This window comes from Halalkalicoccus sp. CG83 (assembly GCF_037081715.1).
In the GTDB taxonomy this organism is placed as follows: domain Archaea; phylum Halobacteriota; class Halobacteria; order Halobacteriales; family Halalkalicoccaceae; genus Halalkalicoccus; species Halalkalicoccus ordinarius.
The window spans coordinates 1,163,169-1,186,280 of record NZ_JAZDDH010000001.1; the positions used below are offsets into that span (position 1 = coordinate 1,163,169).

At 69.2% G+C, this 23,112-nt stretch carries 25 protein-coding genes; 9 read left to right on the forward strand and 16 right to left on the reverse strand.

Translation table 11 applies throughout. From position 1 onward, the window contains the following. Genes V0Z78_RS06030 through V0Z78_RS06040 form a run of 3 tightly spaced genes read right to left on the reverse strand, consistent with a single transcriptional unit; the run spans position 1 to position 3,133 of the window. Positions 1–1,071, reverse strand: a complete 1,071-nt coding sequence (locus V0Z78_RS06030; RefSeq protein ID WP_336343725.1) for an aminotransferase class I/II-fold pyridoxal phosphate-dependent enzyme — start codon at positions 1,069–1,071, stop codon at positions 1–3. Positions 1,072–1,105: 34 nt separating this feature from the next. Beyond that, a complete protein-coding gene (locus tag V0Z78_RS06035) occupies positions 1,106–2,770 on the reverse strand; it encodes an ABC1 kinase family protein (RefSeq protein WP_336343726.1) in 1,665 nt (554 codons plus the stop codon). Positions 2,771–2,776: 6 nt separating this feature from the next. Beyond that, the gene (locus V0Z78_RS06040; RefSeq protein WP_336343727.1) at positions 2,777–3,133 is read right to left on the reverse strand and encodes an Hsp20/alpha crystallin family protein; all 357 of its coding nucleotides are present in this window, start codon (positions 3,131–3,133) and stop codon (positions 2,777–2,779) included. Positions 3,134–3,356: 223 nt separating this feature from the next. On the opposite strand from V0Z78_RS06040, the gene V0Z78_RS06045 reads away from it, so the two are divergent. Beyond that, the gene (locus V0Z78_RS06045; RefSeq protein ID WP_336343728.1) at positions 3,357–4,574 is read left to right on the forward strand and encodes a molybdopterin molybdotransferase MoeA; all 1,218 of its coding nucleotides are present in this window, start codon (positions 3,357–3,359) and stop codon (positions 4,572–4,574) included. A 79-nt stretch (positions 4,575–4,653) separates the two neighbouring features. After that, a complete protein-coding gene (locus V0Z78_RS06050) occupies positions 4,654–6,582 on the forward strand; it encodes a molybdopterin biosynthesis protein (RefSeq protein WP_336343729.1) in 1,929 nt (642 codons plus the stop codon). Here V0Z78_RS06050 and V0Z78_RS06055 read toward each other — a convergent pair. The 9 genes from V0Z78_RS06055 to V0Z78_RS06095 form a co-directional block, all read right to left on the reverse strand. Further along, a complete protein-coding gene (locus V0Z78_RS06055) occupies positions 6,562–7,224 on the reverse strand; it encodes an HAD family hydrolase (protein WP_336343730.1) in 663 nt (220 codons plus the stop codon). The two genes, V0Z78_RS06050 and V0Z78_RS06055, sit on opposite strands and share 21 nt — an antisense overlap. Before the next feature lie 28 nt (positions 7,225–7,252). Continuing rightward, positions 7,253–7,630 (reverse strand): LWR-salt protein, encoded by a 378-nt coding sequence (gene lwrS, locus V0Z78_RS06060; protein ID WP_336343731.1) that lies wholly within the window; start codon positions 7,628–7,630, stop codon positions 7,253–7,255. A gap of 10 nt (positions 7,631–7,640) precedes the next feature. Further along, positions 7,641–7,916 (reverse strand): 4a-hydroxytetrahydrobiopterin dehydratase, encoded by a 276-nt coding sequence (locus tag V0Z78_RS06065; RefSeq protein WP_336343732.1) that lies wholly within the window; start codon positions 7,914–7,916, stop codon positions 7,641–7,643. Positions 7,917–7,968: 52 nt separating this feature from the next. Beyond that, positions 7,969–9,294, reverse strand: a complete 1,326-nt coding sequence (gene hemA, locus V0Z78_RS06070; protein ID WP_336343733.1) for a glutamyl-tRNA reductase — start codon at positions 9,292–9,294, stop codon at positions 7,969–7,971. Beyond that, positions 9,291–9,938: a precorrin-2 dehydrogenase/sirohydrochlorin ferrochelatase family protein gene (locus V0Z78_RS06075; RefSeq protein WP_336343734.1), complete on the reverse strand. Its 648-nt coding sequence runs from the start codon at positions 9,936–9,938 to the stop codon at positions 9,291–9,293. Before V0Z78_RS06075 ends, hemA begins: the two co-directional genes overlap by 4 nt. Before the next feature lie 160 nt (positions 9,939–10,098). Beyond that, the gene (ahbB, locus tag V0Z78_RS06080) at positions 10,099–11,163 is read right to left on the reverse strand and encodes a siroheme decarboxylase subunit beta (protein ID WP_336343735.1); all 1,065 of its coding nucleotides are present in this window, start codon (positions 11,161–11,163) and stop codon (positions 10,099–10,101) included. A gap of 106 nt (positions 11,164–11,269) precedes the next feature. Beyond that, a complete protein-coding gene (locus V0Z78_RS06085; RefSeq protein WP_336343736.1) occupies positions 11,270–13,207 on the reverse strand; it encodes an ABC transporter substrate-binding protein in 1,938 nt (645 codons plus the stop codon). Between the two features lie 170 nt (positions 13,208–13,377). Continuing rightward, the gene (locus V0Z78_RS06090; RefSeq protein WP_336343737.1) at positions 13,378–13,782 is read right to left on the reverse strand and encodes a DUF5778 family protein; all 405 of its coding nucleotides are present in this window, start codon (positions 13,780–13,782) and stop codon (positions 13,378–13,380) included. A gap of 114 nt (positions 13,783–13,896) precedes the next feature. Beyond that, positions 13,897–14,091 (reverse strand): cold-shock protein, encoded by a 195-nt coding sequence (locus V0Z78_RS06095; protein ID WP_286046126.1) that lies wholly within the window; start codon positions 14,089–14,091, stop codon positions 13,897–13,899. A gap of 93 nt (positions 14,092–14,184) precedes the next feature. Here V0Z78_RS06095 and uppS point away from each other — a divergent pair, with 93 nt between their 5' ends. The 4 genes from uppS to V0Z78_RS06115 all read left to right on the forward strand — a co-directional run bounded on the left by uppS (position 14,185) and on the right by V0Z78_RS06115 (position 17,197). Then, a complete protein-coding gene (uppS, locus tag V0Z78_RS06100; RefSeq protein ID WP_336343738.1) occupies positions 14,185–15,075 on the forward strand; it encodes a polyprenyl diphosphate synthase in 891 nt (296 codons plus the stop codon). Between the two features lie 287 nt (positions 15,076–15,362). Beyond that, positions 15,363–15,773: a carboxymuconolactone decarboxylase family protein gene (locus V0Z78_RS06105; protein WP_336343739.1), complete on the forward strand. Its 411-nt coding sequence runs from the start codon at positions 15,363–15,365 to the stop codon at positions 15,771–15,773. Between the two features lie 6 nt (positions 15,774–15,779). Beyond that, positions 15,780–16,565, forward strand: coding sequence for a methyltransferase domain-containing protein (locus V0Z78_RS06110; RefSeq protein WP_336343740.1), 786 nt, complete (start codon positions 15,780–15,782; stop codon positions 16,563–16,565). Further along, positions 16,562–17,197, forward strand: coding sequence for a cupin domain-containing protein (locus V0Z78_RS06115; RefSeq protein WP_336343741.1), 636 nt, complete (start codon positions 16,562–16,564; stop codon positions 17,195–17,197). Before V0Z78_RS06110 ends, V0Z78_RS06115 begins: the two co-directional genes overlap by 4 nt. A 95-nt stretch (positions 17,198–17,292) precedes the next feature. Here V0Z78_RS06115 and V0Z78_RS06120 read toward each other — a convergent pair whose 3' ends face one another. After that, positions 17,293–17,901 (reverse strand): undecaprenyl diphosphate synthase family protein, encoded by a 609-nt coding sequence (locus tag V0Z78_RS06120; protein WP_336343742.1) that lies wholly within the window; start codon positions 17,899–17,901, stop codon positions 17,293–17,295. An 81-nt stretch (positions 17,902–17,982) separates the two neighbouring features. Here V0Z78_RS06120 and V0Z78_RS06125 point away from each other — a divergent pair, with 81 nt between their 5' ends. Further along, positions 17,983–19,293 (forward strand): DUF92 domain-containing protein, encoded by a 1,311-nt coding sequence (locus V0Z78_RS06125; protein ID WP_336343743.1) that lies wholly within the window; start codon positions 17,983–17,985, stop codon positions 19,291–19,293. 10 nt (positions 19,294–19,303) lie between these two features. On the opposite strand, the gene dnaG is transcribed toward V0Z78_RS06125, so the two are convergent. The 3 genes from dnaG to V0Z78_RS06140 are packed head-to-tail and all read right to left on the reverse strand — an operon-like array spanning position 19,304 to position 21,624. Beyond that, positions 19,304–20,617 (reverse strand): DNA primase DnaG, encoded by a 1,314-nt coding sequence (dnaG, locus tag V0Z78_RS06130; RefSeq protein ID WP_336343744.1) that lies wholly within the window; start codon positions 20,615–20,617, stop codon positions 19,304–19,306. A gap of 60 nt (positions 20,618–20,677) precedes the next feature. Continuing rightward, the gene (locus tag V0Z78_RS06135; RefSeq protein WP_336343745.1) at positions 20,678–20,905 is read right to left on the reverse strand and encodes a hypothetical protein; all 228 of its coding nucleotides are present in this window, start codon (positions 20,903–20,905) and stop codon (positions 20,678–20,680) included. A gap of 47 nt (positions 20,906–20,952) precedes the next feature. After that, complete coding sequence (locus V0Z78_RS06140; protein WP_336343746.1) at positions 20,953–21,624, reverse strand: DUF1405 domain-containing protein; 672 nt, start codon at positions 21,622–21,624, stop codon at positions 20,953–20,955. Between the two features lie 90 nt (positions 21,625–21,714). Between V0Z78_RS06140 and V0Z78_RS06145 the strand changes: the two genes are divergently transcribed. Together V0Z78_RS06145 and V0Z78_RS06150 are read left to right on the forward strand one after the other, a co-directional pair. Further along, positions 21,715–22,797, forward strand: coding sequence for a pyridoxal-phosphate-dependent aminotransferase family protein (locus V0Z78_RS06145; RefSeq protein ID WP_336343747.1), 1,083 nt, complete (start codon positions 21,715–21,717; stop codon positions 22,795–22,797). Positions 22,798–22,854: 57 nt separating this feature from the next. Beyond that, positions 22,855–22,989 (forward strand): hypothetical protein, encoded by a 135-nt coding sequence (locus V0Z78_RS06150; RefSeq protein WP_336343748.1) that lies wholly within the window; start codon positions 22,855–22,857, stop codon positions 22,987–22,989. Positions 22,990–23,112 lie beyond the last annotated feature (123 nt).

Genomic DNA, 23,112 nt, shown 5'->3' on the forward strand with positions numbered 1-23,112 from the left:
TCATCGTCGACGATCGATGATGCGACCTACCCGCCGGAGCCCCTCCTCTAGCTCGTCGGTCGGGAGGCCGAACCCGATCCGGAAGTACCCCTCGAAGCCGAACAGCCCGCCCGGCGCGAGCACGACGCTCTCCTCCTCGACGACGGCCCGGCAGAACGACTCGCCCGATTCGAACTCGTTGGGGATAGCAACGAACCCGTTGACGCCGACGGGTTCGTGCCACTCCAGTCCGTGTTCGGCGACCCACTCGTCGACGCGCTCGCGGTGCTCCGTGGCGAGCGTTCGGTTCTCCGAGAGGATCGCCCTCTCCTCGTCGCCGAGCGCCTGTCGGGCGACGTGCTGGCCGACGATCGACGGCGAGATCGTGGTGTAGTCCTTCCAGCGGACCGCACCCTCGATCACGTCTCGGGGACCGACGATCCAGCCGAAGCGGAGCCCCGCGAGCCCGTAGGCCTTCGTCAGGCTCGTCGTGCTGATTCCCCGATCGCCCATCGAGGCCACCGGCGGGAGGGGCTCCTCCGCGAGCAGTCGGTAGACCTCGTCACAGAGCAGGTAGGCGTCGTTCTCCGCCGCCAGGTCGTAGAGCGCCTCGACCGTCGCTCGCGAGTGGTGTTTCCCGGTGGGGTTGTTCGGGTTGTTCAGCACGACCAGGCGGGTCTCGGGCCGCATCGCCTCCCGGACGGCGTCGACGTCGAGTTCCCAGGCGGGCGGAGAGAGGCTCACCCGCGAGACGTCACAGATTGACTCGGGGACGGCGTGGAGCGCCTGATACGTGGGCGTGATCACGACCGCGTGATCCCCCCGATCGAGAAGTGACTGAAAGACGAGGTAGTTCGCCTCCTGGGTGCCACACGTGAAGCAGACCTCCTCGGCGCTCCGGTCGTAGCGTGCCCCGACCGCGGCGCGGAGTTCGGGATCGCCGTCCGTGGGAATCACGTAGTCCAGGTCGCCGGGATCCAGGTCGAACCGCGAGGCGGGCAGGCTCCGGATGCCGCTCTCCGCGAGCATGACGTCGGCGTCGTGTTCGTACTCGTCGAACCAGCGTTCGAGGCCGAAGGGGGCGATCTCCATACGGCCGGGTCGTGACGAGGGAGGATAAACCGGACTACTCGCCGCGGCGCTTCCGGAGGTTCTGACGGGTGAACTGCGGCTGTGCGCTGATCCCCTTTCGACGCCCGCGGAACGACCGGTAGAGCAGGAAGACGATGACGAGCGAGAGCAACGCCGGAACGACCGCGGGCTCCCACGCCCGGAACGCGAAGATGATCGACGTCGAGACGAGCATCACCGAGAGGAGCAGTCCGTAGATCAGCCGCTTCGCCAGCCGATCGAAGACGCTCTCCGGGTCCTGGACGTCGACGTTGATCGTGACGTCGCCGCGTTCGAGCCGACCGAGGGTGCGGTCCGCCGTCTGGGGGAGCCGGATCGACGCCTGGGCGGATCGCCAGAACTGCTGGCCCGCCTCCTCCGCGTACTGCTGGGCGGTCTCCTCGCGATAGCCCTGCTCGGAGAGGTACTCCGTCGCGGTCTCGATGAAGTCGAAGTCGGGATCGAGCGTCACGCAGACCCCCTCGACGACCGTCGCGACCCTGAGAACGAGCGCGAGGTTCGAGGGCAGTCGGAGGGGGAACTCGTAGATGGTGTTCTCGATCTGGCTCACGATCTGCTGGACGCGGTACTGCTCGATCTCCTCGCCGCGGGCGTCGGCGATCGCGAGCTCCATCACGTCGCCCATCACCTGCCGGTCGGCCTCGGGCGAGAGCGTCCCGAGGTCGATCAGCGCATCGAGGATGGCGTCGGTGTCCTGGTTCGCGACGGCGACGTAGAAGTCGACGATCTTCTCCTGGACGTAGGCGTCGACCCGCCCGCTCATCCCGAAGTCGTAGAAGACGATCGTGCCGTCCTCCTGGACCGCGAGGTTCCCCGGGTGGGGATCGGCGTGGAAGACGCCGTCGTCGATGATCATCTGGAGGTACGCCTCCTGGAGCGTCTCTGCCACCGCGCTCCGGTCGATCTCGAGTTCGTCCAACTTGCGGGTGTTGCTGATCTTCGTTCCGCCGACGTACTCCATGGTGAGCACGCGACCCGTCGAGTGTGAGTCGATGATCGCGGGGATCAGGATCCGTCGGTTGTTCTCGAAGTTCGCCCGGATCTCCCGGAGCATCTCGGCCTCCCTCGAGTAGTCCATCTCCTCGCGGATCGTCTTCGCGAACTCGTCGGCGAGGTTCTCGAGCGAGAACGCACGGGCCTCGCCGACGAATCGCAACAGGAGCGGCAGCGAGAACTTCACCACCCGAAGGTCGGCCTCGACGAGCGACTCGATGTCGGGTCGCCGAACCTTCACCGCGACGAGTCGGTCGTCGACGTACGCCCGGTATACCTGTCCCAGGCTCGCGCCGCTGATGGCGTCGCGGTCGAACTCGACGAACGCCTCGTCGACGGGGCCGAGCTCCTCCTCGAGCACCTGCCGTGCGTCCTCCCATTCGGCGGGAGGGACCTCGTCCTGGAGTTTCGAGAGCTCGTCGATGTAGGCGGGCGGTAGCACGTCCGGCCGCGTCGAGAGCAGCTGGCCGAGCTTGATGAACGTCGGTCCGAGCGTCAGCAGCGACTCGAGCAGCCGCCCGGCGCGCCGTCGCTGGGTCTCGACGTCGACCTGGCGCGGGCTACCGAACAGCAGATACCGACGCCGATCACGCGCGTACGCCAGCAGCAGCGGGAGGAACTGCCAGGCGACGACGAAGAAGCGTCGATAGGCGTGCAGCCATGCCATCCCGGCTCAGGCGTCCTCGATCGGAATGGTCGTCGCCGCATCGCCGGTTCGACGGGGGACGTGTAGCTCGAGCACCCCTCGGTCGATGGTCGCGCGCGCCTCGTCGCCGATCGCGTCCGGCGGTAGCGGGAGGTCGGCATCGAGGAACAGCGAGCGGTTCTCGCGGACGTACGAGAATCCCTCGGGGACGTCCTTCTCGCGCCGCGCCTCGATCCGAACGCGACGGGCCTCGGCCGTCACCTCGGTCGTCTCGCCGGTCGCGCCCGGCAGGTCGAGCACGATCAGGTACTCCTCGTCGTGTTCCAGCAGATCCGCGAACACGGCTTCGGGCAGCTCCTGGAGTGCCTCGCGCAGCGCTGACATGTCCTTCGGTAGGGTCGCGGGGGCGAAAAAGCCCGCGATCACACGACGAGAGCGAGCGCTAGCACGAGCGTCACCACCGCCCCCTCCCCGAGATACACGAAGGGTCCGAGACGGGTCGGTGGCTCCACGGACGCTCACGGCCCACACTCGGGACGGCGCCGATGGGTGAATCGGATCGAGGAGTAGCCCACCGACTTTTGTCGTTCCGACCGTACGTCCACGCATGAGCCAGGACGATCTCCAGCGGTCGGGATTCAAGGACCGGACGCGGATCGACGAGGCCCGCGGTCGGCTGCTCGAGGCGGTCTCGACGCACGGCCGGACCGAGCGAGTGCCGCTCGGGAGCGCCGACGGACGAACGATCGCCGCCCGAGTGACGGCCCCCAACCCGGTCCCGGGCTACGACCGGGCCGCGATGGACGGCTACGCCGTGCGTGCGGAGGACACCTTCGGCGCGAGCGACCGATCGCCGAACGTCCTCCGGACGGGCGAGGAGACCGGTCCCGAGGTCGCCGCCCGGGTCCACACCGGCAGCGACCTCCCCGCTGGCGCCGACGCCGTCGTGATGATCGAGCAGGTCGAGGAAGTCGGGGCGGAGATCGAGGTGTTCGACGCCGTCGCCGAGGGGGAGAACGTCGGTGATGCCGGCGAGGACGTCGCTGAGGGCCAACGGCTCTACGAACCGGGCCATCGGGTCCGCCCCTCGGATCTCGGCCTGCTGAAGTCGGTGGGACTCGACGCCGTCGAGGTCGCCGAACGGCCGACCGCCGCGGTGGTGCCGACCGGCGAGGAGCTCGTCCAGACCGACCCCGGCCCGGGTGAGATCATCGAGACCAATGGGCTGACGGTCTCCCGGTTCGTCGACCGCTGGGGCGGCCGGCCCGTCTACCGGGACGTCGTCACCGACGACCGCGAGGCGCTCCGGGCGGCGATCCAGCGCGACCTGACGAAGGACGTGATCGTCACCACCGGCGGCTCCTCCGTGGGCGAACGCGACCTCATCCCCGAGGTGGTCGACGACCTCGGCGAGGTGCTCGTCCACGGCGTCGCGCTGAAGCCGGGCCATCCGGTGGCGCTCGGCGTCGTCGAGGACACGCCCGTGATCATGCTTCCGGGCTACCCCGTCGCCTGCATCGTCAACGCCGTCCAGTTCCTCCGTCCGGCGCTCAAACGCGCAGGCGGGATGCCGATCGAGGACCACCCGGCGACGGCAGCACGCCTCGAGCGGAAGATCCGCAGCGAGCCCGGCGTTCGGACGTTCGCCCGTGTGAAGGTCGAGGAGGAGGACGGCGAGAGAACCGCCGAGCCGACGCGCGTCAGCGGCTCGGGCGTGCTCTCGAGCGTGGCGCTCGCGGACGGCTGGGTGGTCGTCCCCGAGGAGAGCGAGGGGATCGCGGCGGGCGAGACCGTCGCCGTCGAGAACTGGGAGTGGTCGGCGTGAGCCCCGCCGAACGCGTTCACGCTCGCTTCGCTCGCCCGGCCCCGTTGGACGCCCTCACGCTCGCACGGGAGGTGCTCGCGTGAGCCGAAAGGAGTTCCGCGACCTGGCTCCGCCCGAGCGCGCCCGCGAGACCATCGACTCGCTCGACCTCGGCGGCGGGGTCGAACGCGTTCCGCTTCGGGAGGCGCGCGGTCGCGTGCTCGCCGAACGGGTCGACGCCGGGATCGACGTCCCCGGCTTCGACCGTGCCAGCATGGACGGCTACGCCGTCCGCGCCCGCGACACGTTCGGCGCCGACGAGGCCGACACCGCCGTCCTCGATCTGGTGGGGGCGGTCCACGCCGGTGCCGAACCCGATGTAGTCGTCGAGGAGGGGACCGCCGCGGAGATCTCGACGGGCGCGGTGATGCCCGAGGGGGCCGACGCGGTGGTGATGGTCGAGCGGACCGACGAAACCGACGCTGGCGTCGAGATCCGCACCTCGCTCGCGCCGGGCGATCACGTCATGTTCGCGGGTGCGGACGTCGCCGCCGGCGAGCGGGCGCTCGGTCCCGGCACACGGCTGACGCCCCGCGAGATCGGCCTGCTCTCGGCGCTCGGGGTGAGCGAGGTGCCCGTTCGCGACCGCCCGCGTGTCGGCATCGTCTCGACGGGCGACGAGCTCGTTCGGCCCGGCGGCGAACTGCAAAGCGAGCAGGGCCAGATCTACGACGTCAACAGCTACACCATCGCGACCGCCGTCGAGGACGCCGGCGGCGAGGCGGAACTCTACCCCCACGTCGGCGACGACTACGAGGAGATGGGCCGCGTGATGGTCGAGGCCGCAGAGGAGTGCGACCTCGTCCTCTCGTCGGGTTCGACCTCCGCGAGCGCGGTCGACGTGATCTACCGGGTAATCGAGGAGCGGGGCGAACTCCTGCTCCACGGCGTCGCGGTCAAGCCCGGCAAACCGATGCTGATCGGAACCCTCGAGGAGTCGGCGTACGTCGGTCTTCCAGGATATCCCGTCTCCGCGCTGACGATCTTCCGGACGTTCGTCGCGCCCGCGGTCCGGCGGGCCGCCGGTCTGCCAGAGCCCCGAACGGCGACCGTCGAGGCGCGCATGGCCGACCGCGAGCGCTACGAGGGCGGCCGAAAGCGGTTGATGCCCGTTGGCCTGGTCGAGAGCGGGCCGTCTCCCGACGTCGGGGAAGCCGACGGCGACGAGGCTGGAACCGACAAACCCGTGACGCTCGCCTACCCGGTCGACAAGGGGTCGGGCGCGACCACCAGTCTCGTCGAGGCCGACGGCATCGTCGAGGTCGACGCCGACACCGCCTACCTCGACGCGGGCGAACCCGTTTCCGTCCGGTTGTTCTCGCCCGACGTCCGTCCCCCGACGGTGTTCGGCGTCGGCGAGGACGACCCCGCGCTCTCGGCGCTGCTCGACCGGGTCGAGCACCCCCGCTATCTGGGGATCGGCAGCCGTCAGGGACTGCGTCGGCTCGGCCGCGGCACGCCGGACTTCGCCGTCGTCACCGGTTCCATCGATCGCGACGTCGAGGCCGTCGATCTGGGCGGCTGGACCCGCGAGTGGGGGCTCGTCGTTCCCGAGGGCAACCCCGACGGGGTCGAGGGGCTCGCCGACCTGGTCGAGCGCGACCTGCGGTTCGTCAACCGCACGACCGACTCGGGACTCCGGACGACGCTTTCGAACGCGCTCGCCTCGGTCGCCGAGGAGCGCGGCTCGACGCGCCACAAGCTGGTCGAGTCGATCGACGGGTTCGACCTGGCCGTACGTGCTCACGAGAGCCCCGCTCGAAAGGTCGTCGCCGGGCGGGCGGACGCCGGGCTCGGGCTACGGACGACGGCCGAACGGCTCGGTCTAGGGTTCGTCTCGCTGGGCGAGGAGCGGGTTTCGGTGCTCGGAAACCCCGATCGCATCGAGAAGGGGGGGATGGAGCGGCTGCGAGAGGCGATCGACGAGTGGTCGTTCGAGGACGAGACGCTACCGGGCTACCGGCGATAGCTCCGCAAGGTCGGCGAAGCTCCGTACGCGGTGGTCGCCGAGGACGCAGACGCCGCGTCTGTCGGGGCCGTGGCGCTCGACGTGGATCGCGTCGAGCCCGGCGTTCCAGGCCGCGCCGACGTCGTTCGCGCCGTCGCCAGCGAGGACGCCCCGCCCCTCGGCGTCGAGCTCCGCCATCGCCCGCTCGACCGGCGTCGGATCGGGCTTCCAGCCCAGATCATCGGAACAGCAGACGACGGCGTCGAACCAGTCGTCGATGTCGAGCGTCCGGAGGACGGGCTCGGTGAGAAAAGGCTGACAGTGGGTGACGAGCCCCACCGGGCGGTCGAGGTCGGCGACGAACGCGGCGTCGTCGTAGAGCGTCGTCGCCTCGACGCGCTCGGCGGGGCTCTCGACGGCGTCGAACGCCGCCCAGAACGCCTCCTGGTCGAGCCCCAGCGAGCGGATCTGTGTCTCGCGGTCCGCGCCGAGGCCGTACCAGAGGCCGCGGGCCTGCTCGTCGGTGAACGTTCGGCCGATCCGGTCGCCGACGCGGTCGAACGTCTCGCGGACGTAGGACCACTCGACGTCGACGAGCGTGCCGTCGAGGTCGAGCAGCCAGAAGTCGTAGTCGTAGTCGTCTCGGTACGCTTCACCGCTCATTCAGGACGTCCTCTAGGCGTTCCCTGGATTATGAGCGTTCCGGCCGGACGTCGATCGAGCTCCCGAAGTACTTGTTCACGACCTCGTCGACCGAGTCGGCGTTGAACTGCTCGAGGTCGTCCGCGATCGCCTCCTTCAGCTCCCGGTAGCCCGACTCGCTCGTCTCGAAGCGACGATACTCGACATGCTCGACCGGCACGCCGAGCGCCTCCTCGGTCAGCTCGCGGAGGTGATCGGGCGAGTTGAGCTCTCCGCGCCAGAGGTTGTCCCGGAAGAAGAGCCAGCCGTCCTCGCCCGGCTCGTCGGCGTCTCGATACAGCGTGGTCTCGAAGCGTGCGGGCTCGACGCGTACGCCTCGGCCGGGGGCGAGACGGAAGCGAACCGCGAGGACGTAGCGCCCGCTCATCTCTCGCTTTTCACGCCTCGTCGTTCGTTCGCTCGGCCATCTCGACGTCCTGATCGGTGATGCCGCCCTCCTCGTGGCTGGTGAAGCGGACCTCGACCTCCTCGTAGCCGACGATCATCTCGGGGTGGTGGAACTCCTCCTCGGCGAGCTCTCCCACACGCTGGACGAACTCGACGCCCGCGAGGTAGTCGTCGAACTCGAACGTCCGAACGATCTCGTCGCCGTCGCGCTCCCAGCCGTCGGGCAGCCGTTGCTGGATCTCGTCGTCGTCGAGTAGCTCCGCCATGTGCTGAACGACGACGGCCAGACGAATAAAGGTCGGTCCTCGGACGGTCGGATCAGTCGTCCTTGAGCCGGGCGGCGACCTCGGGTGGCATCGTCGCCTCGGCGGGGTCGACGCCCCCGGGCGATCCGACGGCCCCGGTCTCGAACTCGGGGTCGAACAGCTGGATCGCGGTGTTGATCGTCTCCCAGTCGTCCTCGGCGGCGGCCTCCCGGAGGCTATGGGTCGGCGCGGCGAGCAGTTGGCTCACCAGCGCGTCGGCCATCGCCTCGACGGTCTCGCGCTGTTTGTCGCTTAGCCCGCCCTGGGATTCGAGCTTCGAGAGCGCGGTCGAGAGCTCCTGGCGTTTCGCCATCTCCGCACCCTCGTACATCGCGCCGATCACCTCGTCGGCCTGTTTGCGCTTGAACTGCCCGATGAGGTGATCGAGCTCCCGATCGATCATCGACTCGACCTCCCGGGCGGCGGCGGCACGCCTGGCCTCGGTCCGCTCGGTCACCGTCTCTAGATCGTCGAGGTCGCGAACCACGACGCCCTCGACCGCGTCGGACTCGGGATGGACGTCCCGCGGTTTCGCGATGTCGATCACCAGCGTCTCGCCGCTCGCCTCGAGCAGCGCGGGGTCGAGGATCGGCTCGGCGCTTCCCGTCGCCGTGATCACCACGTCGGCGCTGTCGATCGTCGTCGACAGCGCTGCGAGCGGGACCGCCTCCGCGTCGACCGAGACCTCGCTCGCGACGTGCTCGGCCCGCGAGAGGGTTCGGTTCGCGACCAGCAGTCGCTCGAGGTCGCGGCGGTCGAGCGACTGGGCCGCGAGCGTTCCCATCTCGCCGGCGCCGATCACGAGCACCGTCGCATCCTCGAGCGGGCGTTCCGCGGCGGCGAGCGCAACGGCGGCGCTGCCCAGCGAGACGACCCCCTCGTTGATCGCCGTCTCGGTGCGGGCGCGCTCGCCGACGTGGATCGCCTTCAACAGCGCGTCCTCGAGGATCGTTCCGATCGCACCCGCGTCGCGGGCGTCGGCGTAGGCCTCCCTGAACTGGCCGATGATCTGGTCCTCGCCGAGGACGAGCGACTCCAGACCCGCCGCCACCCGAAGCAGGTGACGCAGGCTCTCCTCGTGGCCCGTCCAGCGGACGGCCGCCGTCGGAAGCTCCGAGACCCGCGGTTCGAGCGCCGCCCGTCCGGCGGCCTCGTCGGGCGTGACGACGTACGCCTCCGCCCGGTTGCACGTCTGGAGGCAGAACGCCTCCGAGACGCCCTCGTGGGCCAGGAGCTGCTCGACGAGCCGGCGCTGATCGGGATCGCAGGCCGCCTCGATGGCGTCGACCGACGCGGTGTCGTGGGCGATCCGGATCCCGGTGATGACGCCGCCGCTCACGGCGACCCCTCCTCTCGATTCACTGCTCTCTCGATCACGTCTGCAACCACTTGCGAGCGCTTCGAGTCCCCCGAACGTAAATCCTTCCAAACGGCCGGCGTCTCGATCACCGATCGGATCGCCTCGCGACGGGTCTCCGGAGCCAGCGACCGGAGTTCCTCGCGGAGCTCCGCGGTCAGCTCCGCCATCTCGCCCGCTCCCTCGAGTTCGGGCTCGATGCGCTCTCTGAGGTGTTTGCTCAGCGCCGGGCTCCTCCCGCCGGTCGAGACCGCCACCACTACCGGATCCTCTCGAACCGTCGCGGGAACGACGACGCTCCCCGGCTCGCGCCCGCCGTGCTCGTCAGCGCGGTTGACGAGCACGCCCCGCTCGCGGGCCTCGCGTTCGATCGCGGCGTTCAGTTCGGCGTCGTCGGTCGCCGCGACGACCAGCGCCGGCGTCGCCCGCTCGAACCACGCGGCGAGGTCCGCCGGCTCCGGAGCCGCCCGCACCCGCTGTGCGCCGTCGAACTCCCCGTCGAAGGCGGGGCTCACGACGATCGTGCGGGCCTCGCGGGCGAACCGCCGGGCCTTACGCGCGCCCACCGTCCCGCCGCCGAAGACGAGCACCGTCCGCCCCGAGAAGTCGTGAAACAGCGGGATCATCGCCGCCCACCTTTTCTCCCCTCGGGTCCGCGAAGCGGACCGCTCGCGCAAAAAATCTGGAGGAAGAAACACCGCTCGCTCCCGGCGGTCGTCACCGCCGGCGAAGCCGCCGGTTTCCAGCGGGACCGTCGGTCCCGCGCGGCTCGCGGTCGTGGGATGATCACTCGTCGCCCTCGCTCGTGTTCGCGTCGGCGCGCTCCTCGAGGCGGATGCCGGTCTTCTTCAGGATCCGCGTCGAGAACAGCGTGTCCCAGTCCTCCTCTCCTACGTCCCAGAACTCCGCCATGCGCTCGCGGACCTGCTCGATGCGTCGCTCGCTCTCTTCCTCGCTGCGCCCGTGGGTCATCGCGAAGAAGTTGTACGGCCAGACGCCCTCGTGGCGCGGGCGCTCATAACAGTGGGTGACGAACGGGAGCGAGGCGATCGCGGGGCCGACCTCCTCGACGAGGTCGTCGGGGACGTTCCAGACGGTCATCCCGTTCTCGGTGTAGCCCAGCGCGTAGTGGTTGGGGATCACCCCCACTCGGCGGACCTTCCCCTCCTCGTCGAACCGCTTGATCGTCCGGCGGACCCAGTCGGGATCCGCGCCGATCGCCTCGTAGGGTCGCTCCACGATCGGGAGCCCACCCTGGATCTCGGCGACGAGGTCGCGCTCGTCGGGCGTCAACGACGACCGATCGGAGGGCTCGACCGCGGGACCGAGATCGGAGAGATCGACGTCGCCCTCCGGGATCGGCCCGTCGAGCATGAACTTCGCCTCGACGCGGAACTCCCGTATCTTCGGCAGGTCGTACGTCTCCTGGCCGGTCTCGCGTTCGATCTCCCTGAGTACCTCCTCGACGCGCGACTCGTCGGCGACGCTGAGGACGAACCACATGTTGAGGTGGGGGTGCTCGCGTTCGTAATTGTGCGCCACCTCCCGGTGGGCGTTCACCCGTTCGGCGACCTCCTCGTAGCGCTCCTCGGGGGCGTGCATCGCTACCAGCGTCGCGGTGCCGCCGATCTCCCCCGCGTCGATCAGCGCGCCGAAGCGGGTGAGCACGCCTTCCTCGTCGAGGCGTTTGACCCGGGCGAGCAGCTCCGATCCGTCGAGGTCGATCCCCCGCTCGCGGAGGGCGGCGGCGGCGCGCTCGAACGGCTCCTCACAGACGGGAAAGCCGCCCTGGAACGCGTTGAGAAGGGCGCGATCGTACTCGTCGAGGTCTCCTACCTGCGCCCGGTCCATGCTCGGGTCTCGGGGTTCTCGGTCCTTAAGGGTCGCGTTCGGGACGATCCTCGCTCGGCGTGCGTGCTCGCCTTCGTCGTCCCCGTGGCCGACTCGCCCGGAGGAGCTACCGCCGGTGGACGTTCAGACACTGCTTCCAGAGCCCGTCGCTGCCGGGCGACGGAACGTCGGCCATGAATCCCGCGTACTCGCCGGCGTTGACCGGCCACCGCGACGGCGGATAGTCCCTGACGAGCGTGGGCGCCTCGAGGTACAGCCGCTCCGCGACCCGTCGGACGAGCGCGTCTCGCCGTTCGTCGTCGAGTTCCCGGCGCATCGCGTCGATCTCCTCGTCGGCGCCCGCCAGCCCCTCGAGCCCGTAGCCCGACGCGTTGTACGCGAAGCTGTCGAACGTCGAATCCGCCGCGTGGGCGTTGTCGCTGTGAAAGAGACGATACAGCGAATCGGCCCCCTGCGACGAGAGGCTCGACCACTCCATCGGATGGACGTCGAACTCGGCCTCGAGGAACGCCCGGTCGGCCATCACGCCGGCGGTGACGATCTCCTGTCGGATCGGCACGCCGAGCCGACGGAGGTTCCCGACGTACTCCTGCGTGAACTCGACCACCCGCGGGCGTTCGTCGGGCGGGTAGTTCAACATCGTGAGCGGTCCCTCGTTGCGTTCCTCGATCGTCTGGCCGTCGACGTACAGCTCCGCGTCCGCGCCGGCCTCCCGGAGGACGTCCGACCGGACCTCGCCGAACTCGTAGTCGTACGCCGCCTCGGTCTGGGCGGTCTCGCCGACGTCGGTGAGGCTGCCGGGGTACTCGACGCCGGCGTACGTGCCGCCTCGCCCCGAGATCACCTCGCCCGACCGGAGGAACTCACGAACGGCCTCGACGTCCAGCGCGCCGTCCCCGGTCCCGCGGAACCGGAGCGCCTCGAGCGCGGGGTGGGCCTCCTCGTCGGGCGACTGCTGGACCGGCTCGTCGGCGGCGGTCTCGGGTCGGAGGTGCTCGTAGGCGGGCGGGACGACGACGCTGCCGGCTACCGCGGAGTCGCGTGCCATCTCCCGGACCCACCGGGGCCCGTCCATCGCCATGCGCATCGCCTGGCGAAACGCCTGGTCGTCGAACGGCGTCACCCGCATGTTCACGGTGTAGTGGCCGTAGCCGTCGGCCCGACCGTCGATCAGGTCCAGCCCGTCCCGGTCCTCGAGGGTCCCCGTTCGGCCCGGGTCGAAGGCGTCGTCGTGGATCGCGTCGACGTTCCCCGCTACGAACTCCCGATGGAGCGCCGCGTCGTCGAGGACGCGAAAGCGGATCGAATCGAGGTACGGTCCCTCGGCGAGGAACAGGTCGTGCTCGTCGACCCAGTCGTAGCGGGTCAGCGGTGACTCCCCGTCCAGCGAGACGTCGATCGCCGTGTCGGGCTCCAGCCTCGTGATCCGGCCCGGACCCAGCCCGACCGGCTCGTCGCTCCCGTGGGCCGTGTGGTCGTCGACGCCCTCCCAGACGTGACGGGGCAAGAGGTGGAGCCCGAGCTGTTCGACCTCCCAGGTTCCGACCGCCTCGCTCAGTTCGAGGCGCACGTCGAACCCGTTGTCGGCCTCCGAGACCGACTCGATCGGGTCGATCGCCGCGCGATACCGCGTCGGCTCCCGGTCCATGTAGTACTCGTAGGTGAACAGCGCGTCGTCGACGGTGAACGCCTCGCCGTCGGTCCACCGCAGGTCGTCGTTGACGCTGAAGCGGATCGTCATCCTCCCCTCGCGCTCCTCGGCGTCCCACTCGGTGAACGCCCACGGCATCACCTCGAACGCCTCGGGCTCGACGAAGACGCCGGTCTGATGGACCAGTTCCAGCACGCTCCAGGTGTAGGCCGAACTCGCCGTCAGCGGGTTCGGCGCCTCGATCGCGCCGGGGAGACCGACGGTGAAACTCCCCCCGCGTTCGATCTCGTCGGGCTCGGTCTCTCCGGACTCCGGTACCCCCGTCCCGCCGTTGCCGTCGCCGTCCTCACCGCCGTCGGCGTCGAGACAGCCGGCCGCGGAGACCGCGGCCACGCCGGCTCCGCTCGCCCGCAGAAACGAACGTCGCGTCCTTCCCCTGTGACCCGACATGGGTCGCACGATACGCCATCGTCCATTGAGTTTTTTGATACCATTCGGGTATCGTATCGACCCCGGGCGGCTCGCTTCGAACCGGGACGATCGTGGCGGGATCGGCGTCTCGATCAGTCCTCGCGCACTCCCGTCACCTCGAAGCCACGCTCGCGGATCCCCTCGAGGATCGACTCGTGGTCGGCGCTGGCCTCGTAGTAGAAGACGACGTCGAAGGTCCCGTTTCGCAGCAACTGCTGGCACTCCCAGACGAACTCGTCGCCGTCGAGGGTCAGTCCCTGGTGCTGGTTCGAGGCGAAGTCGGTGTCGTCGGAGCCGGAGTAGACGTACGTGTCCTTCGGGTCGTGTCCGGCCCCCTCGGCGATGATCTCCCCGACGTCGACCGTCGCCTGGTGCATCTCGATGTCGTCGCTGCCCTCGAGATCCGTGTGGACGATCGCGCCGGCCAGCGCTATCTCCCCGGGCTCGAGTAGCCGCTTGGTGCGCTCGTAGAGGTCCTCATCGATCACGTCGCTCATGCCTACTGCTGGGCGAGGCGTACCTATACCGTTCACGGTCGCGTCGCTGGCCGGGTGGAAAACGTGATGAAGGCTCGTTCGCGGGTTGCCCCGACGATCGTCCGATGACGCCGCTTACAGTCGCTGCAGGTTGACTGCTCGCGGGCCCTTATCGGCCTGTTCGATGTCGAATTCCACTTCCTGCCCTTCCTCTAAGTCCGGGCCGCCGACGTCCTCCATGTGGAAGAAGACGTCCTCCTCGGAATCCTCGGTGTCGATGAAGCCATAGCCGCCAGTGTCGTTGAAGAAATCGACCGTACCTTTCGCCATTGCGTTCTCCCCTTCGCTCTCCTCTGTTAAAAATGTGCGCACTGATCGGCGGTCATAAGGCTCATTGCAGTCGGTTGCGTTGCCGCCGAACGGATGGCATCGCTGCGGAACCTGACGTCACAGGCCTACGAGAAGCTCCTCCTTCGCGAGATCGACGACGGCCCGGCTCACGTCGCCGTCATTCAGGACGGCAACCGCCGCTACGCGCGCAAGCGCGGCGAGAAGGCCACCGACGGGCATCGAGCCGGCGCCCGCACCACCGAACGGGTGCTCGACTGGTGTGAGGAGCTCGGCATCGAGGAGCTAACGCTGTACGCGTTCTCCACGGAGAACTTCAACCGACCCGCCGAGGAGCGACGGGCGCTCTACGACCTGCTCTGTGAGAAGCTCGTCGAGTTCGCCGACGCGGAACGCGTCCACGACGGCGGCGTCAGGATCCGCACCCTCGGGAACATCGAGGCGCTCCCCGATCGGGTCCAGGAGGCCGCCCGCTACGCCGAGCGCCGGACCCGCGGCTACGAGACGTTCGTCCTCAACATCGCGCTGGCCTACGGCGGCCGGGCCGAACTGCTGCGCGTCGCGCGCAACGTGACCCGCGCGGTCGCGGAGGGCGACCTCCCGGCCGACGAGATCGACATCGGAGAGATCGACCGCCGCCTCTACGACGACGAGATCCGGGACGTCGACCTGATCATCCGCACCGGCGGCGACGAGCGCACCTCGAACTTCCTCCCGTGGCACGCCAACGGCAACGAGGCCGCGGTCTTCTTCTGTGCGCCGTACTGGCCGGAGTTCTCGAAGATCGACTTCCTGCGGGCGGTCCGAACCTACCACAACCGCGAGAGCTCCCGGCGCCAGACCAGAAGCCGGCGCGCGCTGACGCTCGTCCGCGCGCTCTCGGACGTCGACCTGCCGAAGGCACGGGACGTACTCGACGGGGAGGCCGAGTCCCCCGCCGAACCGGCCACGCCCGTCGAGCGATGATACTCACGGAAGCGTCCCCGATACCGCCCGGAGATCACCGTCGCTACATGCGCATCCGAAATCGAACGTCCGCTTGACGACGGCAGTCGGACCGCAGCCAGCGCGCCCACGACTCGTCGGGCGGTCGTCGGTCGCCGATACGGGGTCGCGGACGCCCCCGTCCGTTCTCCCTGCCGATCGCAGCCGGTGACCGCCTTGCGGACGGTGCGGGACGAGCGCCCTCCGCACGGATCTCACTAGATGACTACATCTCCTCTCGATCGGTAGGTACCATGGGTGAAGATACCATGACACGAACGTACGAGGAAACGGTGACGGATATCGAGGAGCATCTCGGTCTCCTGCCGGGCTATCTCGAGGCCCTACCCGAGCAGACGCTGGTGAACGAATGGCCGAACCTGAAGCGATTCCTGTTCGGCGAGACCGCGATCGATCCGGAGACTCGCGAACTCGTCGGGCTCGCGGTGGCGGCGGCGATCGGCTGTGAGTTCTGCAGGCACTTCCACAAGGGAGCGGCGCAGCTCCACGGCGTGAGCGAGGAGGAGCTCTCGGAGCTGTTCTTCCTCGCGAGCTACACGCCACGCTACAGCGCCCTCATCCAGGCCCAGGACTACGACGTCGACGTCTTCAAAGAGGAGGTCGCCGAGAGCGCCGCGTACATCCAGAAGCAGGCGGCCGTGACTGACAGCGGACGGTGATCGAGGATGGCTCAATCACTCGACGTCGATAAGCTCGAACGTGAGGTGAAGACGGTCTACCGCGAGGTCGCCGAATCCCCGGACGAGGAGTTCCACTTCGAGATGGGACGACCGCTGGCCGAGCGTCTCGGCTATCGGCCCGAGGACCTCGATCGGGTTCCGAGCGACGCCATCGCCTCCTTCGCCGGCGTGGGCTACCACTTCGACCTCGCCGATCTGCAGCCGGGCGACGACGTGCTCGATCTGGGCAGCGGGTCGGGGACGGACGCGTTCATCGCGGCGCTGCACGTCGGCGAAACCGGCAGCGTGACCGGCCTCGACATGACCGACGAACAGCTGAGAAAGGCACGACAGCTCCGTGACGACGCGGGCTTCGAGAACGTCAGCTTCGAGAAGGGGTACATCGAGGCGGTGGCGTTCGACGACGCGACGTTCGACGCCGTGATCTCGAACGGCGTGATCAACCTCTCGGCGGAGAAGAGCCGTGTCTTCACGGAGGCCCATCGCGTTCTCCGACCGGGCGGCCGACTGGCGCTCTCGGACGTCGTGAGCGAGGCGCGAATGCCCGCGAGCATCAAGGACGACGCGGATCTCTGGGCGGCGTGTATCGGCGGGGCCGAACAGATCGACGACTACACGACGACGGTCGAAGCGCCCGGATTCGACGTCGCCGAACTCCGGGCGAACGACGCGTACGCGTTCACCTCGGAGCGGGCGCAGGGTGCGTGTGACAGATACGGCGTGAAGAGCGTCTCGTTCGGCGCCCGCAAGCGAGGAGGGGACGACGAATGACCGACGAGACCGAACCGATCGCTGGCGTACTGCGCCGAACGGTTCTGCGGGCGAGCGCGGTCGCGGTGGGCACGCTCGGCACGCTCGGCACGCTCGGCACGCTCGGGACCGCTGTTGCAGACGATCACGGGGGGACGGGCGGCGATGACGGAGGCAACGGGAACGGAACGGACGAGGGCGAAGACGACGGCGACGAGACGGCCGAGGCCGTCGACGAGCCCGACGGGTTCGAGGTCGAGATACTCGCCCCGCACGCGCCGTTCGTAGACGACGTCGCCGCGGAATTCACCCTCGAGTTCGCCGACAGCGAGGGGGAACCGATCGTCGTCGATCTGGACGACGCCTCGACGCTCGTCGTCGCCGAGGTGACCTGGACGCCGGGCGGTACCTCCGGCTGGCACCGCCACCCGGGGCCGGTGCTCGTCAACGTCGCCGAAGGGGAACTCGAACTCGTCTGGGAGCGCGACTGCGTCCCGCGCACCTACACGGCGGGCGAGTCGTTCCTCGATCCAGGGGAGATCCACACCGCGAGGAACACGAGCGATACCGAGTGTGCCCGGGCGTACGCGATGTTCCTGGGCATCCCCGACGGCGAGCCGGCGACGGTGTGGGTCCCGCCGGTCGACTGTTGAGATCGGGCGACGTCCGTACCGCCGTCCGGCTCTGACGACCCTCGAGTCGTCGACGGAGCCACGGCGAGACTCGTCATCGTCCGGGACGCGCTCGACTACCGTCCGAACCGCCGGTTCCGTTCCTTGTAGTCGAGCACCGCACGGAGGTAGTCGCGCTTGCGGAAGCGTCGCCAGTTGACGTCGGTGAAGTAGAGCTCAGCGTACACCGACTGCCAGATCATGAAGTCCGAGAGCCGCTCGGCACCGGTCTTGATCACGAGGTCGGGTTCGTCGGGAAACACCAGCCGGTCCTCGATGTCCTCCGCGACGATCCCGTCGGGGTCGCGGTCGTCCTCGTGAACCTCGTCCGCGAGCGCGCGAACCGCCCGAGCGAACTCCCGCTTTCCGCCGAGCCCGATGCTGATGCGGATCGGCTCGGCGGCCGGCTGGACGTCGTCGGGACCGCGAACGGCGACCGCCCGGGGGGCGTCGAGCTCGCCGAGTTCGGCCATCAGGGTGGGGGCAGCGGCGGGATCGAGCACGCTCACGTAGACGGTGACGCGCTCGGCGCCGTGCTCGAACGCCCACTCGAGGACGTCCTCGAGCGTCGCGTAGGCCCCCCGCTCGAGCAGGTCGCGTTCGGTGATCACGATGGCGACGTGCTCCGGCGGCGCGCCGTCGTGACGGCGAACCCGGGCGGCGAGATAGCGGTCGTAGAGGCCCACGGCCCCCCTTCTCATCGAGGCGTCCTAAGCCTCACGGGCCTTCGGGACCGTTAAGTGCGCGTCCACGAAACGAGGTCGATAGTGATCCTGCGAGTCCGGCGTGCGGGGGCGTTCGCGCTCGTAGGAAGCCTCTCGCTCGCCGCACCCCTTCTCGGTCCGGCGACGTTCGCCCCCTTCGCCGTCGTCGGCGTGCTCGCCGCCGCGGTCGTCGACGACGGCCCGCTGTTCGAGCTGTTCGCCCGTCCCGGCGACCGAGAGGATCGCACCCTCTACGGGCTGGCGGGCTTCGCCTTCGCCGCGACCGGCCTCGCGCTGCTGGTCTCGTTCGGCCTTCCCGTAGAGCTGTTCGCCGCCGCGATCTGCCTGCTCGCCTACGGCAACCTCGCCGAGCAGGCCGTTCGGACCCGAAGCGACGACGATCTGGCGACGACGGTGGGGTTCACCGCGGGGGCGTTTCTCGCCGGCCTCGGCGCCCAACTGGTCGTGACGCCGTTCGCGAACGGGTTCGTCCCGGCCAGCGCCGCGTACCTCGCGGCCTGCGGGGCGCTGATCGCCGCCCTCCTGCGAACGGTGCTGTATCGCCGTGACGACCCGCTCGTCATGCTCACCGCAGGGCTGGTCCTCTGGCTGTTCGCGGGGCTCGGGGTCGCGACGACGCCCGTCGAGATCGCCGTCGCGATCGCGGTCACGGCGCTTCTGGGATACGTCTCCTACGCGCTCGGGACGGCGTCGATCCCCGGGATGGTCACGGGAATGTTGCTCGCGCTCGTCACCATCGTCCTGGGCGGCTACGCGTGGTTCGTCCTGCTGATCGCCTTCTTCGCGATCGGCGGGCTCTCCTCGAAGTTCCGCTACGAGCGAAAACGAGAGCGCGGCGTCGCCGAGGACAACGAGGGCGCCCGCGGCAGCGGCAACGTGCTGGGTAACTCCGCGGTGGCGCTGCTCGCGGTGATCGGCTACGCCGCCACGCCCGAGGCGGTCGCCCTCCCCTCGGCGCTGTTCCTCTTCGCGTTCGTCGGCGCGGTCGCGACCGCGATGGCCGATACGCTCTCGAGCGAGATCGGCGGCGTCTACGACCGTCCCCGACTGATCACGACGCTCAAACCCGTCGCTCCGGGGACCGACGGCGGCGTCACCTGGCAGGGCGAGGTCGCCGGCCTGACGGGCGCACTCGTCGTCGCGCTCCCCACGTGGCTGCTGTTCGAGGCGGTCGGCCCGTTCGGCGCGACGGCCGTCGTGCTCGCCGGAGTGGCGGGGATGACCGCCGACAGCCTGCTCGGGGCGACCGTCGAGAACCGGTGGCTCGACAACCAGGGCGTGAACTTCCTCGCGACGTTCGTCGGGGCGGTCGTCTGCGTCTCGGTCGCGCTCGCGTTCGGACTCCTGGCCTAGCGCTCGCCGCTCAGTTCCGGAGCTCGTCGGCCGTCCGGATCCGGACGCTCGTCGGCCGCTTCGTGAACTGTCCCCGCTCACGGGCGATCACCTGTTCGACCCCGCGTTGGGCCGCGACGTCGAGCACTCGCTGGCTGAGGGGGCCGTCGATCACGACCGCGTACGGCGGCTCGTCGGCCTCGGCGATCGCCTCGAACGTCTCCGAGACGGGCGCGCTGGCGACCTCGTGGAACGTGTCGTCGAGCAGCCGAACCGTCCCGGTCTCCTCGTCGATGACCGCCTGAACGTGGCCGTGGAGGGTCTGCGGTTCGTCGGGATCCGCCTCGGGCTCGGCCGTCGAGTCCGCCTCGACGGGCGGTTCCGCGTCCGACGCCGCGGCCGCCGGGATCGGGTCCGGGTCGCTCGCGTCGGGGCTACCGGCTCCCGACGGCTCTCGCGTCTCGCTCGAGGCGGCGTCGGGAGCGGGTATCGCGCTTCCGTCGGTCGCCGCGACGAACTGCCGTGGCGCGCTCGCGTCAGAGATGGCCGCGTAGGGCACCTTCTCGCGGAGCGCGGCGAACACCTCCTCGCGGCTGAGGTCCTCGACCGACCGTCCGGGCGGAGCGAAGGCGACGGCGTCGATCTCCGCGACCTGTTCGAGCTCCTTCATGATGAGCTCGCCGCCGCGGTCGCCGTCGAGAAAGGCCGTCGCCGTCCGTTCGCGGGTGAGGTCCGCGACCGCCTCGGGGACGTCCGTCCCCTCGACGGCGACCGCGTTCTTGATGCCGTACTTCAGCAGCTGGAGCACGTCCGAACGCCCCTCGACGATGATGATCGCGTCGCCCTCGGCGACGCGCGGCCCGGCCGGGTAGCCCTCGTACTCGGTGACGTCCTCGACGCGAACGCTCTCGCGGACCGACTCGAGCAGTTCGTCGCTCGACATCACGGTGTCGTCGAACGCCGTCGAGAGCAGGTCGCGTGCCCGATCGACGACCTCGCGGCGCGCCGCCGCCCGCACGTCCTCGATGCGGCTCACCTCGACGGTCGACCTGCAGGGGCCGATTCGATCGATCGTCTCGAGCGCCGCTCCGAGCACCGCGGTCTCGACCTTGTCCATGCTGGTCGCGACCGTGACCTCGCCGGCCGATCGACCGCCCTGGCTCGTCACCTCGACGTCGATCCGACCGACCTTCGAGGACTGTTGGAGATCGTGGATGTCGAGGTCGTCCCCGAGCAGCCCCTCGGTCTGGCCGAAGATCGCGCCGACTACGTCACTCCGCTCGACCACCCCGTCGACCGCGATGTCCGCGTGTATCAGGTATTTCGCAGTATCGTTGAGTGTCATTGGTAACTGTCATGACCGTCTCCATGACGCGACTAGTTAGGTGCCGTATCGGGAAAATGATTACCGTCCGGAGCCGTCAGTGGTGCTACGGTGGCGAGTGATCCGGCCGGCGATCGGGACCTGTCCTCGATCCGGAACGTCCGTGAGTCGGGTCCGACGACGGCGGGCCGTCTCTGCCGAGACCACGACCTCCGGGGCGCAGCCGGTAAGCGCGTCGCGGTAGTCGGCGGCGAACGCCGCGAGAGCACGGGGCGGGCGTCCGAGCAGGCGTTCGACGTCGTCGCTCACCCGTCCCACGAACCGCGGTCGCGTCGGGATGGCCGCCGTCGGTATCGTCAGGCCGCCGAGAACCGGGCCTTCTCCGCCCGGGTCGCGAGCGCGAGGAAGGTGATCCAGATCGTCAGCAGCGTCGCGCCGAACGCGGCGACCTGGAACGCCGTCGCGTTGCCCACCATCTCGACCGCCGTCGGATCGGCGAAGGGCAGCGCCGTGTGGTGGGGGCCGCCGACGATCGGAACGAAGTAGTCCACCGTGAGGTCGAAGCTGTACCACGCGAGTGCCGCGGCGATCGCGGGTATCGAGAACTCGCTGTAGCGGTGGATCAGGAAGGCCTGTACGACCATCCCCAGGTGGCTGACTACGAGGAAGGCGTACATCGGGGGTGAGTTGATCGCGAGGAAGGCGTCGTTGAACGCGAGGAGGACGAACGGCGTCCACAGCCCGAGTTTGACGTTGCCGTAGAAGGCGAGCGCGTTCACCAGTTCGCTCGCTCGATCCAGCTTCCAGAGTGCGAGGCTGAGCGCCATGAACAGCGTCGCGAGCGGGCTATCGGGTACCCAGGGCCACATCACGAGAGGCGTGCCCGCGAACTGGAAGCGGTAGTACCAGAAGCCGAAGGCCGTCCCCGACAGGTTGATCGCGACGATGGCCCACGCGTACCGAAGTGCGAGCTCCTCGATCCGGGAAGGTAGCGGCGCGAGCCAGTAGGGGAGGGCCGACCCGGTCATCGTTCCGATGGGAGAGGGACCGACCCAAAGAGGTGCCGGTTCGGTCCCGCGACCGCACCGGTTTAGGCCGCCGGGGCCGGAGACTTACGCATGCGAGACCAGCGAGACCGCCTCCTCATGACGCCCGGCCCGACCGCGCTCCCCCCGGCGGTCCGGGAGGCGATGACCCGCCCGATCCACAACCCCGACGTCGAGTCCGAGTTCACCGAGCGCTATCGCGAGCTCCTCGGGAAGCTCGCGTCGGTCTATCGGACCGACGACGATCTCGTGATCCTCGCGGGCGAGGGGATGCTCGGACTGGAGGCGAGCGTCTCCTCGCTGGTCGCACCCGGCGAGACGGTGCTCTGTCTCTCGAACGGACTCTTCGGCGCGGGCTTCGCCGACCTGGTCGAGACCCACGGCGGCGAGGCCGTCCTTCACGAGGTGCCCGGGAACGAGGGGTTCGACGTCGAGTCCGTAGAGGAGGCGATCGAGACTCACGAGCCCGCGGTGGCGACGATGGTCCACTGCGAGACGCCGACCGGCGTGTTGAACGATCTCGACGGCGTGCTCGCGGCGCTCGACGAGGCGGGCGTGCTCACGGTCGTCGACGCGGTCTCCTCGCTCGGAGGGACGCCGGTCCCCGAGGGGATCGACGTCTGTCTCGGAGCCTCACAGAAGTGTCTCAGTTCGCCACCGGGGCTCTCGCTGCTCTCGGTGAGCGACGCCGTCTGGACGAAGGTCGAGTCGACGGAGCAGGACTCCTTCTACGCGAGCCTCGAGCCCTGGCGCGAGCTCTCGTTCGACGACCCGCCTGCCGCGTTCCCCTACACCCACTCGGTGTCGAACGTCTACGCGCTGGAGGCATCGGTCGATCGCCTGCTCGAGGAGGGGCTCGAGAGCGCCTTCGAGCGCCACGAGGCGGCCGCCGCCCGGTGTCGCGAGCGCGGTCGAGAGATCGATCTCGAGCCGTTCGCGCCCGACGGACTGGCCTCGCCGACCGTGACGGCCCTCTCGGTCGAGGGTCGGGCCGAGGAGCTGCAGAAACGGGTCGCCGAGGACCACGGCGTCGTGCTCTCGACGGGACTCGGCGAGCACGCCGACGACCTCCTGCGCGTGGGTCACATGGGCTATAACGCCGATCTCGAGCGGGTCGATCGGACGATGGACGCGCTCTCGGACGCGCTCGACTGACTCGATTCGGTCCCCGCGATCGACGGCTCGATCCGGCAGTCGCGGTCGTCCCCGCTCGTGACCATTCCCACGTGCGCCAACAGCGAGCGGGCACGCCCCCGAGGAGAGCGGCCCGACGCCGAGCCCGGGATCGGTATCGCGATCGGCATCGGTATCGCGGCGGGGCTGGCGACCGACGACCTCGGGCCGTAGCTGGCGATGGGAGTCGCGACCGGATCGAGATCGAGGTGACGGCGCCACGGAGACGGCGACCCGGTCGTTTCGACGACCGTCGTTCGATAGACGGCGAGTTCTCGACCATCGACTCCGCCCATC

Excerpts from the sequence above, each read along its gene's own strand:
- V0Z78_RS06115 (WP_336343741.1), top strand. The coding sequence starts at position 16,562 with ATGACCGACGAGACCGAACCGATCGCTGGCGTACTGCGCCGAACGGTT.
- V0Z78_RS06030 (WP_336343725.1), bottom strand. The coding sequence starts at position 1,071 with ATGGAGATCGCCCCCTTCGGCCTCGAACGCTGGTTCGACGAGTACGAA.
- V0Z78_RS06075 (WP_336343734.1), bottom strand. The coding sequence starts at position 9,938 with ATGATCCCGCTGTTTCACGACTTCTCGGGGCGGACGGTGCTCGTCTTC.
- ahbB (WP_336343735.1), bottom strand. The coding sequence starts at position 11,163 with ATGGACCGGGCGCAGGTAGGAGACCTCGACGAGTACGATCGCGCCCTT.
- V0Z78_RS06110 (WP_336343740.1), top strand. The coding sequence starts at position 15,780 with ATGGCTCAATCACTCGACGTCGATAAGCTCGAACGTGAGGTGAAGACG.
- V0Z78_RS06065 (WP_336343732.1), bottom strand. The coding sequence starts at position 7,916 with ATGGCGGAGCTACTCGACGACGACGAGATCCAGCAACGGCTGCCCGAC.
- V0Z78_RS06035 (WP_336343726.1), bottom strand. The coding sequence starts at position 2,770 with ATGGCATGGCTGCACGCCTATCGACGCTTCTTCGTCGTCGCCTGGCAG.
- V0Z78_RS06140 (WP_336343746.1), bottom strand. The coding sequence starts at position 21,624 with ATGACCGGGTCGGCCCTCCCCTACTGGCTCGCGCCGCTACCTTCCCGG.
- V0Z78_RS06105 (WP_336343739.1), top strand. The coding sequence starts at position 15,363 with ATGACACGAACGTACGAGGAAACGGTGACGGATATCGAGGAGCATCTC.
- V0Z78_RS06095 (WP_286046126.1), bottom strand. The coding sequence starts at position 14,091 with ATGGCGAAAGGTACGGTCGATTTCTTCAACGACACTGGCGGCTATGGC.
- dnaG (WP_336343744.1), bottom strand. The coding sequence starts at position 20,617 with ATGACACTCAACGATACTGCGAAATACCTGATACACGCGGACATCGCG.
- uppS (WP_336343738.1), top strand. The coding sequence starts at position 14,185 with ATGGCATCGCTGCGGAACCTGACGTCACAGGCCTACGAGAAGCTCCTC.
- lwrS (WP_336343731.1), bottom strand. The coding sequence starts at position 7,630 with ATGAGCGGGCGCTACGTCCTCGCGGTTCGCTTCCGTCTCGCCCCCGGC.
- V0Z78_RS06040 (WP_336343727.1), bottom strand. The coding sequence starts at position 3,133 with ATGTCAGCGCTGCGCGAGGCACTCCAGGAGCTGCCCGAAGCCGTGTTC.
- V0Z78_RS06045 (WP_336343728.1), top strand. The coding sequence starts at position 3,357 with ATGAGCCAGGACGATCTCCAGCGGTCGGGATTCAAGGACCGGACGCGG.
- V0Z78_RS06145 (WP_336343747.1), top strand. The coding sequence starts at position 21,715 with ATGCGAGACCAGCGAGACCGCCTCCTCATGACGCCCGGCCCGACCGCG.
- V0Z78_RS06055 (WP_336343730.1), bottom strand. The coding sequence starts at position 7,224 with ATGAGCGGTGAAGCGTACCGAGACGACTACGACTACGACTTCTGGCTG.
- V0Z78_RS06090 (WP_336343737.1), bottom strand. The coding sequence starts at position 13,782 with ATGAGCGACGTGATCGATGAGGACCTCTACGAGCGCACCAAGCGGCTA.